Here is a 12,149-nt window from a genome sequence, read left to right on the forward strand (position 1 = left end):
ACTCAGCCCTCCACCTCGGTCTGGAACTGGCCGGCTTCGACACGGAAATGAATACGGCTAACGGGTTCACCCGCAGACATGCGTTGCAGTAGCTGTAGCGAAACCGGTGGCAGCAAGGCCCCGTCAATCACTGATTCGAGCATACGTGCCCCGTTTTCGCTGCGGTTCGCCAACCGTAGAATCTCTTCCGGCACCTCGTCTTCAATGATGACTTCCGCACCAAAGCGCTGTTGCAGCAGAGAAACCAGACGCGACAATTTGCCCTGTACGATCTCGACCATGGTGTCATGCGCCAGCGGCAGATAAGGAATGACTTCCATACGCGCCAATAATGCAGGTTTGAAGAAGGCCGCCAGTTCGGGATAGAGCGCATCCAGCAACACATCCGACTGCTCGGCGTAGTTCACGATCGTCTGGAACCCGAGATTGGACGTCAGGAAGAACACCACGTTGCGGCAGTCGATGACACGGCCTTCACCATCGGCCAGTTCACCTTTATCAAACGCCTGATAGAACAAATTCAGAACATCCGGGTGCGCTTTCTCTACTTCATCCAGCAGTACCACGGAGTACGGCTTCTGACGGATGGCTTCGGTCAACACGCCCCCTTCGCCAAACCCGACGTAGCCCGGAGGCGAACCGATCAGGCGTGAAACCGTATGTTTTTCCTGATATTCCGACATATTGATGGTGGTCAGATAGTTACGTCCACCAAACATCAGGTCGGCAATCTGAACCACAGTTTCCGTTTTACCGACACCGCTTGGCCCCACCAGCAGGAAAGCACCTAGCGGACGCCCCGGACGACGGAGATCCGCACGCGCAGTCAGTAAATGTTTATGCAATTGGGCAATCGCTAACTGCTGCCCTTTAATCGACTCTCCCAGGAATTCAGGCAGGCGGGTGACGATATCCATTTCACCCTGTGAAATTCGGTTCAGCGGCACGCCCGTCCATTCGGCAATCACTGCCGCAATCTGCATTTTATCGACGTGGGGAGAGACCAGCACGGAAGCTTGCTGAAGTATTTCCAGTGCTTGCTCACAGGTAGCCAGTTCCGCCGCTGCCGATACCGCATCAAAGTCGACGGTTTGCTCGTCATCCAACAGCGCCGTACGCAGTTCAATCACGCGTTGAACCTGTGTTTTCTGCTGCTGCCAATCGGCTTCCAGCTGTGCCAGCGATGCCGCCCCCGCTTCGCGGGCGTCACGCAGTTCGACTAACCGCTCTTCAGTATTACCCAGACCGATGCGCGCCTGACGCTCAAGCTGGGTGATTTCCATTTTCTGCTGATGCAGGCGAGTCTGTAGCTGGCTGACTGCACGCGGTGGCGTCGTCAGGTTAATCGCCACGCGCGCACTCGCGGTATCCAGCACGTCAATGGCTTTATCGGGCAGTTGGCGACCGGAGATATAGCGCGCCGACAGCTGCGCCGCCGCCTGAAGTGCATCTTCATCAATCAGTACGCCGTGTGCTTTTTCATAGATGCTGCGCAGCCCACGCAGGATAACGGTGGCTTCTTCCGCGTTCGGTTCACCGACCTTGACGAGCTGGAAGCGACGGGAAAGCGCCGCATCTTTCTCGACGTATTTTTTGTATTCACTCCAGGTCGTCGCTGCGATCGTGCGCAATTCACCGCGTGCCAGCGCAGGCTTGAGCAGGTTGGACACATCCAGCCCGCCAGCCTGATTGCCAGCCCCAATTAGCGTATGCGCTTCATCGATAAACAGAATGATCGGGCGTGGTGCATCTTTCACTTCCTGCATCACACCTTTGAAGCGTTTCTCAAATTCGCCTTTAACTGACGCACCGGCCTGCATCGCTCCCAGATCGAGCGTGAGCAGTTCTACATCCCGCAATCTTTCCGGTACGGCACCCGCCACAATACGCAGCGCTAGCCCTTCGATCAGCGCACTTTTACCGACGCCCGCTTCCCCCACCACAATCGGGTTGTTTTTACGGCGACGGGAGAGAATGTCGATCATCAGATCGATTTCATGATCGCGACACAGCACCGGATCCAACTGCCCCTGTCGGGCAGATTCCGTCACGTTTTGGGTATAGCGAGAGAGCTGGGTAGTCGCCGCAGCAGCCTGCTCCGCTGTAGCGGAGCGCGTCGCCACCTCCGTTTCAACGGAATCCTTGACCCACTCATCAAACTGCTGACGTAAAAGCTCACGGTTAATCTGCGCCAGCGGGCGGGATACAGCCCCTGCTACATAGCGATTTGGCGTCAGCAGCAAAACCAGCAGCAAGATGCCGCTGCGCAGCTGCGCATGTTGGAATTCAGCCGAGGCCAGCAGCCAGCTGTCCTGTAACCATTCCACCAGCAGAGGAGAGAATGAGGGATAGCCCGCATCAAATTCTTTATCCACGGAAGAAGGTAACAGCAGCGAAGACAGCTCATCCGCATCGACACCCGCGCGCTTGAGGATCTGGCGCACATCACACAGCGGCGTTTCCAGCATTTTCATCAACAGGTGCTCAATACGGATTTCCGCTCCCTGATGTTGAATACAAAGTGCCGCCGCTTCTTCCAGCATATGACGGCACACGGGGTTAAGTCGTTCAACCAGTGTCGGCAGTTCAATTCGAATCACGGTGTAGCTCCTGTTATTGTAATAATTCTCCCAGCTGACGCAGTACGTCCTGGGTTTGATGAGTTAGCTCGTAACGGTACAGGCCGAATGCGGCCACCAAGACCACAAAAACGCCGATAAACAACGTGCGCAATGACACCTGTCTACGCAGGTGGTAACGCGAGGCCTGCTGCCCCAGATTCAAGTGGAAGACCGTCGGCGAATTAGCAGGCTCAGGGCGCAGCGTGTCATGTAACTTACTCACGACGCGGTTCAACTCCTCACGCCCCTGAGTCATCACCCGATAGCGCCCTTCAAAGCCCAGACAGAGGCAAAGGTAGATAAACTCCAGAATGTCGCGATAGCGGGTGGGATCGTCCAGCAGCTTCTCCAGCAGGACAAAAACCTTTTCGCCTCCCCAGGTCTCATTATGAAAACGGGTCAACAGGGAATGGGCCGACCACATGCTTTGCCCGCCCCACTCCCGTCCCATCACGGCTTCATCAATGAAGGTGCAGAGGATGTAGCGGAAGGACAAAATCACGCCGTTTTCATAGCCATGAGAATGCAATTCCTGCTCGATGGCCTGAATTTCAGACACCACGCGCTGATAGAGATCCTCCACGCCCTCATAAGCAGAGAGCTGGCGTACTCGCTCCACCATGCCCAGCAGCGGCGTGACCGTATCAACCATCGGATTAATGCTTTGTCCACGCAGGCGGAACCAGTAGTCGGAGTCCATATCCAGCTGTCGGGCGTGGTCAAAAAGCAGATCGCCCAGTTGATCGTTTTTAATAACCTCGATGCTCATCTCTTACTCTCCTGACTACTGACCACGGATGGCCCAAAGCTGCATATCCAGTTCCGGGAATTCACCAGCAATGTGGAACGCTAACGTATTGCCAGACACCAGCACCTGCCAGGCAGGGCTTTGTCTATCCAGTTGGAAATAGCTGTATCCCGCGTGATAAGGCAACTGGCGCGGTGCCACAGGCAGCGGCAGCAGAGGGATGCCAGGCAACTGCAGGCTGATCAGTTCGCGGATCTTCTCGCTGGAGGCAATCTTCGTTTGTTGCAGCAGCTGTTTACGCAGATGCTCCTGCGGCATACGCGCGCGCACTGCCAGCACAAACTCGGCGCTGGTCATCAATTCCGCATCACCAACCATCGCCACCATCACGCCATACGGCTGTTTCTTCAGTTGGATGGAGACGGCACGCGGCGACAGCACGGTGCTCAGGGCTTGACGCAGCGCCATCATCAGCGGCTCAAAGCTGGCCTGCTGATGTTCGTGACGGTAGGCGGGAAATTCCGGTGGCAGACGCGATTCATCGGTAAACGTCATCAGTTCGCCGCATAGCTCAACCAGCGTTTCGTGAAGGCGTTCAGGGTGCAACGTACCAAGACGCGCCAAATGCGACAGCTTAGGCTGAGCGCGGTTAAGCAATTGCAGCATCATAAATTCGGCCACGTCCGCCACGCCTTGTTGTCCCGGTGCGGCAATACGCTGTGCCAGACTGCGTGCGCGTTCAGCGACCAGACCGGCAGATTCGCCCAAAAAGCGTTTTAAGGTAGGGATCGCGGTAACGCTGATACTGCACGGCATAAAGTTAGGATCCAGGATCAAGCCGCCGTCGGGGCGTTTATCCAGAATGTTGGCAATCGCCAGCGAGGCATAAGCGCTGCGATCGTCACGATCGAGCATCAGGCGCAGGCTGACCTTGCCGACTTCCAGAGAAACGATATCACCGCCGTCGCTGTGCAGATCGCGCACGTCATGCCGATGCGATTGCAGACGGCTGGCTATCCCCTGCCCCGGCTGACCGACTTCACTGACGCCATTTACCGCCAGCGGCAGCGCCAGATACACTTTCTGGTTTGCCAGCGCGACGTCGGTGATCTCCAACGGCAGCGGCAGGGCATCATCACCTGGAATATTGAACACGGTGCCGTCAGGCATCACGCCGCTGGCGTTAACCAGCGCGATACGGCCAAAATTGAGGTATTCCTCATTAATTGCCAGCGACTGTAAACCATAGAAATAATCACTGAGAGCGCTGAGACGCGCATGCAGTGCGTAATCGGTGTGTCTTTGCTGCTGTTGAAAATGCTGCGGTTTAATAAACAAACCTTCCCGCCAGATAATGCGATTGCGACTCGACATAATTATTCTTCTTCTTGGTCTTTTTTGATTTCGACTTCATCCCGGCGCAAGTGCACGAGGATCTGATACGTCTGTCCGGTATTTTTTAGCTTGATGACTTTGCGCCACTCCGCGCTTTCCGAATCTGCATATCGAGCTACCACGCCGAGGTAGTGCACCTTTTCATCCAGTGCTTCTGGCGGCAGATATTTGAACTGCCCCGGCAATAGCGTGTAGTCCTGATGGCTGATGTAATTCTTGGCCAACGCTTTTTCGATATCCGTCGTGATCTGGTCGTAATCGGTTGCTAACAGACGCGAATCTTCCGCCAGCAGAACCAGTTGGAATTCGATAGGGGCGGCTTCACCGCTGTCGTTCGGATTCACATCCGGTTCCGCCAGCAGGCTAAACCCCACGGTAGAAGGCTGATGATTGTTGCTGCCCACCTGGATATCCGGATTCGCCGCGACCTGCGCCATCTTGCCCAGCGTGGAACACCCCGACAGCAGTAACATCAGGGAAAATAAGCACAGTGCCCGCAGCATTATTTTTGCTCCTGCTGCTGACGCACGGCACGGTCATACGCTTGCGCATACACCTGATGGAACAATTTCTGGAAACCCTGCTGGCGGGGTGACGTCAATTCTCGGAAGTAGTGCTGATACATCTGCCACGCCCAGCCATCATCCGCAGCCAACGGTTCGCCACTACGACGATAGTGTTCAAAACGGCTAAGCAGCGCGGCTGGCGAAAAGGCCTGAAGAATGTTTTCCAACGCCACGGCAATCGCCTGCTGGTTCGCAATATGATGCACTCGCATATTGTTCAACACCTCTTCCACCGCGGCGGGCGCTGACAAATGAACTGGGCTTTTCCCCTCGGCAAACAGCACCGACAGCGTATCCGCATAACCCAGCCCCAGACGCAGCGGGTTATCTTCAATCGGGCGTAAGTGCGTGTCCGCCAGTGCCGCCTGTTCCGTCTGCAATGCCAGCAAGCCTTCAACCATGGCGCGCAAGCTTTTCCCCATCTCTTCCAGCATTTCACGCAGTCGCGCATCATCGCTCGGCTGAAGCGACAGCCCCAGCCCGCGCATCAGCGGAGCCAATGAGGTGCCGTCGCTGTACCCTTCCAGCTCATCTCCCGCATAGCGTGTGTTGATAGTCGGTAATTCGACAAATTTCTGATCCATGGTGTCCTCAGCAGAAGAAAAAGAAGAAAGAGAAGTCGTGAGTGATTCTCCGACCGTCTCACTGTCTGATAGCAAGAGTGACTGGCTCTGTTCTTTCTGTAGCGCCCACAGCGGGTCGTTCAACACGACGGTGGAGTCTGCAAGATCCGTAGAGCGCCTTTTTTTATCTTCACTTAGCCAGCCGCCCAGCACATCGTCCGTGCGCTGTCCTAATACCTGATCGATATCCTGTTCCGTTGTGGGATCGCCGATATACACGCCCAGCCGGAAAGGCCCAATCACAAGCTCATCACCGTGCGACAGAATGACTTTACGATCTCGCCCAATCGGCGACAGGGAACCGTTAATAAAAGACTGGCCGCTCAGATCGCACAGGCTGAAATAGCCATCGGTCATTTCGATACGAGCGTGTGCCGGGACCACGGAGCCCAGCCGATCCCGTAGTTGCCACTGATCTTTTTCCGATGCGCCCAGCGTGCCACCACGGTGATCAAACTGGTGCTGTACCTGAGAATTGATATCGAGCTGCTCACTGTTGAGCACAACCAACGTGAGTGGGTGGGTTACGTTCACATTTACTCCTGCACACAAATCGTCACATAGGGATCCGTTGGGGGTTGCCCGAGAAAGCTGCTCCATCCCAACCGGCTGCTTTGTTCACTTCCCAGGCTTAAGCCCTTGGCTTCGCCTTCCGCAAAACCAAGACGCAGATCCCAAGCCAACTGATCGCGAAGAATGAAAGAGACAAAACGCACCAGCGGCTGAAAATGCTCGCCGTTGGGCAAAAAGCTGAGAAAGCGGCTAAAGCTGAGATTGCCGACCTTGAGCAAAAACTTGCCGGCACAGTCATTCACTTTGTCGCCGATAACAAAATCACCGCCCAGCATCATGTTTCCTTTTCCCAGACGATTTTGCTGCCCTTCATGAATAGGAACGCGGCGGTGCTGCCAGGCCATGACGGCGACGTCGTCCAGGTCAAAACAGTGAATAACCAGGCCCGCGACCACTTCCGGTGAACGGCTGGGGCTTGCCAGCACCCCGGCGTAGGAAAGCATCTTGGCGCGGTTAACCGGCAGGCTGTCGCGTACGGCGTCATTCCCTAGTCCTACAAGCGCAAACATCAACCGAGAGAATCCATCCTCCCCATCGTTCTGAAAGCGGACGTGATAGCGATATTTTCGCCATGCGCGGTGCAACAGCGTGAGTAAGCGGTGATGGAAGAAATCGAGAAATACGCCCAGCTTCTGTTCGCCCTGCGCGTACTCCCAAGCCAACTCTTCAAGGTAATAACCTGGCATCGGCGACTGGCTGCCGTGCAGACCCAGAAACGCGACCTCCAACTCCTGACGGCCTTCTTCATCGCATCCCACCTTCAAGATATCGCTGGGGTGAAAGCCAATAGAGGCGGTAGAGCGAAAGCGCAGACGCTCCTGTTCAGGGCGAAAATCCAGTTCTTGTTCCAGATCCACGCCTTCCAGTTGATTAAGCAATTCCACCAATTGGAAAAAATTAAAGCGTGAGACATCCTGACGGAACGTCACATCATTGAGTGTTGACCTATCTGTACCGGCCATCGGTAGCGCTCCTTGTTATCGATGTTGACCACTTCCAACAGGTGGAAAGCGTTAACGCTGGCGTATAGCGAGAAAAAGTGCGCCAGCACCGTACTAAACAGATAGAGTTCTCCTTCACTGGAAAACGCGGATTGCCGTACCGACAGGATTGATTTCAAGCCGCGCACCGGCATGCCCTGAACCAGACGATCGATAGGGGTGGTTTCGATAGACTCGATACCCGCCAGACGCTTACGCGAGGCTTGCTCTGCCTGCTTATCGTGCAGCGCGGGGAAATCGTAGGTACGCAGAATCTGTACCAACGCATCACGCCGCAGCAACGACACGTAGTTCAAGGACAGGTTGGAGATCAGCGTCCAATGCAGGCTGCCATCCATCGCTGGCCGCAGCGGCCGCGTCGGGCGAACCAAATTACGAAACGTTGCGAAAGACGGTGAATTCCCGGTTGGCACGCAGATCGCCCCAACGGACAGCTGCGCCGCACGCGATCGATTGGTGCAAGTCAGGGTTACCGAGATGGATTCATCTAAATCAATCACTTCTTGCTCATCACCGCGCACAAAAGAGAGCATATGATCAAAACCGTTACCATTGATGGCTTCTCTTACCCGGATGCGGTAATAGAGCGCCAGCCGTCCTTTGGCTCGCTCAATTTGGTGCTGAAAGCTCTCAAAAGGCTGATACGTGCGTGGAATTCCCCGAGAACGACCTGAATTCCCTTCAACCCAGCCTTCAACCTTATCCACAGAGAAAATTTCAAAGCTATCAGCGTTACGGTAGCTGGCTTTCAGCGGGTAATCGGTCTGGCGTCCGCTGAGGTTGATCGGTTCGCTATCATGCTGGAAGAGATTAATTGCAGGCACGCAGTTGAACATGAACGAATCAGGGCGGATCTTCAGTTCCGCTGGCAACGGGCGATCAAAGCAAAAATGCAGACGAAATTCCGTTACCGTTAGCGGGAGATCAGGCCATACCGCGCCAGCAAGTTGGAAAAAGAGAAAACTTTCAGGAAAACAAAAGTATTCCTGCAAAATGCGGTAGCCCGAATAGACATTGCCGGGATACGGCAACAGGGCATCTTCACGCTCAAAGCCGACCGTCTTCAGCACGCTAGCTTCCTGACGGAAACGTTGGCCATCAACTTCCAGCTCAATATGCGACAGTTGGCTAGCGATCCAGAAATAGAGCTCGTAGGCGGTATAGGTATCACCGCCCAGATAAAAGCGCAGTTTGTCGAGTTGCAGATCGCTGAGTGATAGCGGGCCATGCAGCCCAATATCCAGAGTAATAGTGGAAAGATCGTTGCCGCTTTGTACCTTGATCTCGCGGATATCTGCCGGATAAATCCAGGCATCGTGGCAGGTCTGAAAATGGCAAACTACATCGTCAATCGGCAGGCTATCAAGCTCACAGCCTCGCGCCACAAACGCAGGTTGGGCAATCGCACCGGGGTGTACCGAAAACTGCATAATTGTCATGCTTGGTACGGGGCGCAGGTAATTAGGCCACAGCATGCCTAGCAGACCATGTGTCAGTTCCGGAAATTCATCCTCGATCTTCGCCCGCAGGCTCCCTGTCAAAAAGGCGAACCCTTCCAGCAGACGTTCGACGTCTGGATCCGTAGTTTGTTCTGACAAAAATCGGGTAAGCTCAGGGTGCGCCTTGGCGAATTCACGCCCTTGCAGGCGCAAGTAGGTCAGCTCATCCCTGAAAAAATGTTCCAGTGACATAATCAGATCATTCTGTAATGACGGTGGCTATCCATGTGGATATTGAAAGAGGCGACCTGCTCCAGATCTTCCAATCTGACCCGGGCGGTAACCTGAAACGACATCTCCATCGGATTCGATAAATAGTCCGACGTGTTGACATCTACATGAACAATTCGAGGTTCAAAGCGACAGATACACTGTCGGATCGCCTCCCGGATTTTCCCCCGAATATCCGCACCACCCTGCGTCGCGTCATTAAAATCAATCACGCCAAGCTCAGGTGCGCTGCGGCAATTTCCGGGCCGGGTGTTGAGCACGTTGTCCAGTTGACGCTTAACGGACTCGATCAGTGCTTCAACTTCCGTTTCAGGGGAGGAACGACGTTCCTCCCCACGGATACGATCAAACAGACTTGCCGCGCTTCCCCTTTCCCAGGCAGAAAGAGACGGCATGAGTCTTATTCCTTATCCAAACGCCCTACCAGCGACAGCTCAAAGTTCGCCCCCATGTACTTGAAGTGCGGGCGCACAGACATGGTGACCTGATACCAACCTGGTTCCCCTTCTACATCCAGCACTTTGATTTGTGCGGCACGCAGAGGACGACGGCTACGGACATCTGCCGGCGGGTTCTCCTGATCGGCGATGTACTGTTTAATCCAGGTATTCAGCTCGCGCTCAAGATCCTGACGCTCTTTCCATGAGCCAATCTGTTCACGCTGAAGCACTTTAATGTAGTGCGCCAGACGGTTGATGATGAACATGTAAGGCAGTTGCGTACCCAGCTTGTAGTTGGTTTCCGCTTCTTTGCCTTCTTTGGTGTTCGGGAACACCTTCGGCTTCTGCACCGAGTTAGCAGAGAAGAACGCCGCATTGTCACTGTCTTTACGCATCGTCAGCGTGATAAAGCCTTCTTCAGCCATTTCATATTCGCGACGATCGGTGATCAGGACCTCAGTCGGGATCTTGGCCTGAAGTTGGCCCATGGCTTGATAAACATGCACCGGCAAGTCGGTAATCGCACCACCGCTCTGTGGGCCAATGATGTTCGGACACCAGCGGTATTTTGCGAAGCTGTCCGTCAGCGCCGTTCCCATCAGATAGGCGGTATTGCCCCACAGATAGTGTTCGTGATCGGTGCTGATATCTTCTTTGTAGTTGAAGCCCTTAATCGGGTTTTCAACCGGGTCATAAGGCAGGCGAGCCAAAAAGCGCGGTGCCGTCAGCCCCAGATAGCGGCCGTCTTCAGATTCACGCAGAGAACGCCATTTCGTGTAGGCTGGGCCTTCGAAAACGGATTTCAGATCTTTGATGGAAGGCAGATCGGTGAAACGATCCACGCCAAAGAAGGTCGGTGCAACGGAAGAGATGAACGGCGCATGTGCCATCGCGCCAACGGCGCTGACATACTGCATCAGTTTGATGTCTGGCGAACTTTGCGTCATCGCATAGTCACCAATCACCCCACCGATAGGCTGGCCACCAAATTGGCCATAACCGCTGGAATAAACGTGCTTATAGAAGCCAGACTGTGAGATTTCAGGAGCGAACTCGAAATCTTCCAACAGTTCTTCTTTCGTCGCATGCAACACCAGCAGTTTGATGTTTTCACGGAAATCGGTGCGATCGATAAGCAGTTTCAGAGAACGCCAGGAAGATTCCAATTCCTGAAGTTCTTTCGCATGCAGAATAACGTCAATCTGCTTGCTGAGCTTTTTGTCCAGTTCGACGATCATGCTATCGACCAGCGCTTTATTCACGGGTTCTGCTGCATTACCGCTATCAAGAATGTTAGCAACCAGCGCGGCAATACCCTGTTTAGCCACGCTATAGCCTTCATCGACTGGGCTGATACGCGCTTGAGCCATGATGTCATCAAGCAGCGAGCCAGAGGTGCTGGCAGCCCCTGCCTGGGCCTGTTCTTCAACTATTGACATATTATTTCCCTATTTCGTCAGTAAACATCAATTATTCGGCGGGTTTCACCAGCTCGAGCTCTTTTAAAAGCTGCTCTCTGGCTTCTTCGCTGGACAACAGATCCTGCAAACGATTACGGAATGAGGGAATATTGCCGAGGGGGCCTTTCAGCGCGACCAGTGCCTCACGTAAATCAAGCAGCTTACGTAATTCAGGCACTTGCTGGGCAATGCGGTCAGGGGAGAAATCATTCAAACCGCCGATGCTCAATTTCACTGGCAGGTCGTCCTGACTTTCTTCTTCAAGGCGATTTGGCACACTGAAATTCAGTTCCAGATTTGCTTCTTTCATCACGGAGGTAAAATTGTTTTTATCGATCGATACGGTCTGACGTTCCTCGATCGGCGTTTCCTCTGTGCGCCCTTTCATATTTCCCACGATCATCAGCGTTAACGGCAATTCTATTTCCGCCTGCTGACCACCAGTGGCCGGAACATATTTGATATTAATACGTTCCTTTGGTGCGACAGATGCACCATCAGTTCCTTTTGCCATGTGTCTATACCAACGTAAGGGCACTCGGGCCCGGAGAAGTAAAGTCGATTCCTACCAAAAGCCCGCCATAATCCATAAGCACGGCAGCGACTCGGCAAACAAATATCCCCGTCATCCTTCAAGTTGCATGTGCGTTGGCTGCGTTCAGTCATCCGAATCACTTACCAGAGTAAGCTCATCGGAATTCCTTATCTTGCCGCCTTCCTGAAACTCGAATTATTTAGGGTATAGCGTATTTGTTTTTCGACCAGCGAGATGAAATAAATTTAAATCGAATTAAAAAAACCATAATAAAGCCGTAAATTTACGGTTTATATCGATGTAAAAGAGTCACACCAAGAAGGAAGTTAAATACATTTATATTTTGAGTTTAGATCATACACACAACACAAACGCATGGTCAATGCTTATATAGCAAAGCAAGTAAACAGAACAACTAAAACAAAAACACAATAAAAACAAAAGATTAAATTAAACT

At 53.4% G+C, this 12,149-nt stretch carries 10 protein-coding genes; all 10 read right to left on the reverse strand.

All coding sequences use genetic code 11. The features are described 5' to 3' along the window. Positions 1–2: 2 nt before the first annotated feature. Genes tssH through tssB form a run of 10 tightly spaced genes read right to left on the reverse strand, consistent with a single transcriptional unit; the run spans position 3 to position 11,671 of the window. Complete coding sequence (gene tssH / locus DCX48_08125) at positions 3–2,600, reverse strand: type VI secretion system ATPase TssH (GenBank protein ID QXE14469.1); 2,598 nt, start codon at positions 2,598–2,600, stop codon at positions 3–5. A gap of 13 nt (positions 2,601–2,613) precedes the next feature. Then, entirely contained in the window at positions 2,614–3,390 is a 777-nt protein-coding gene (locus DCX48_08130; GenBank protein QXE14470.1) for a DotU family type IV/VI secretion system protein, read from the reverse strand. Positions 3,391–3,405: 15 nt separating this feature from the next. Next, complete coding sequence (gene tssK, locus DCX48_08135) at positions 3,406–4,743, reverse strand: type VI secretion system baseplate subunit TssK (protein ID QXE14471.1); 1,338 nt, start codon at positions 4,741–4,743, stop codon at positions 3,406–3,408. 2 nt (positions 4,744–4,745) lie between these two features. Then, the gene (gene tssJ / locus DCX48_08140) at positions 4,746–5,267 is read right to left on the reverse strand and encodes a type VI secretion system lipoprotein TssJ (protein QXE14472.1); all 522 of its coding nucleotides are present in this window, start codon (positions 5,265–5,267) and stop codon (positions 4,746–4,748) included. Next, positions 5,267–6,487 carry a type VI secretion system-associated FHA domain protein TagH gene (tagH, locus tag DCX48_08145; GenBank protein QXE14473.1) on the reverse strand — a complete coding sequence of 407 codons (1,221 nt, stop codon included), beginning with the start codon at positions 6,485–6,487 and terminating at the stop codon, positions 5,267–5,269. The genes tssJ and tagH overlap by 1 nt, the downstream gene beginning before the upstream one ends. A 2-nt stretch (positions 6,488–6,489) precedes the next feature. Continuing rightward, entirely contained in the window at positions 6,490–7,488 is a 999-nt protein-coding gene (tssG, locus tag DCX48_08150; protein ID QXE14474.1) for a type VI secretion system baseplate subunit TssG, read from the reverse strand. Continuing rightward, positions 7,452–9,218, reverse strand: a complete 1,767-nt coding sequence (gene tssF / locus DCX48_08155; protein QXE14475.1) for a type VI secretion system baseplate subunit TssF — start codon at positions 9,216–9,218, stop codon at positions 7,452–7,454. The genes tssG and tssF overlap by 37 nt, the downstream gene beginning before the upstream one ends. 2 nt (positions 9,219–9,220) lie before the next feature. Further along, the gene (tssE, locus tag DCX48_08160; protein ID QXE14476.1) at positions 9,221–9,652 is read right to left on the reverse strand and encodes a type VI secretion system baseplate subunit TssE; all 432 of its coding nucleotides are present in this window, start codon (positions 9,650–9,652) and stop codon (positions 9,221–9,223) included. Positions 9,653–9,657: 5 nt separating this feature from the next. After that, positions 9,658–11,136: a type VI secretion system contractile sheath large subunit gene (gene tssC / locus DCX48_08165; protein ID QXE14477.1), complete on the reverse strand. Its 1,479-nt coding sequence runs from the start codon at positions 11,134–11,136 to the stop codon at positions 9,658–9,660. Between the two features lie 31 nt (positions 11,137–11,167). Continuing rightward, a complete protein-coding gene (tssB, locus tag DCX48_08170; protein ID QXE14478.1) occupies positions 11,168–11,671 on the reverse strand; it encodes a type VI secretion system contractile sheath small subunit in 504 nt (167 codons plus the stop codon). Positions 11,672–12,149 lie beyond the last annotated feature (478 nt).

The sequence above is a fragment of the Pectobacterium atrosepticum genome, assembly GCA_019056595.1.
GTDB lineage: Bacteria > Pseudomonadota > Gammaproteobacteria > Enterobacterales > Enterobacteriaceae > Pectobacterium > Pectobacterium atrosepticum.

Bases quoted from the DNA above. Each gene is read 5' to 3' on its own strand.
- DCX48_08130 (QXE14470.1), bottom strand. From the start codon at position 3,390: ATGAGCATCGAGGTTATTAAAAACGATCAACTGGGCGATCTGCTTTTT.
- tssK (QXE14471.1), bottom strand. From the start codon at position 4,743: ATGTCGAGTCGCAATCGCATTATCTGGCGGGAAGGTTTGTTTATTAAA.
- tssJ (QXE14472.1), bottom strand. From the start codon at position 5,267: ATGCTGCGGGCACTGTGCTTATTTTCCCTGATGTTACTGCTGTCGGGG.
- tssG (QXE14474.1), bottom strand. From the start codon at position 7,488: ATGGCCGGTACAGATAGGTCAACACTCAATGATGTGACGTTCCGTCAG.
- tssF (QXE14475.1), bottom strand. From the start codon at position 9,218: ATGTCACTGGAACATTTTTTCAGGGATGAGCTGACCTACTTGCGCCTG.
- tssE (QXE14476.1), bottom strand. From the start codon at position 9,652: ATGCCGTCTCTTTCTGCCTGGGAAAGGGGAAGCGCGGCAAGTCTGTTT.
- tssC (QXE14477.1), bottom strand. From the start codon at position 11,136: ATGTCAATAGTTGAAGAACAGGCCCAGGCAGGGGCTGCCAGCACCTCT.
- tssB (QXE14478.1), bottom strand. From the start codon at position 11,671: ATGGCAAAAGGAACTGATGGTGCATCTGTCGCACCAAAGGAACGTATT.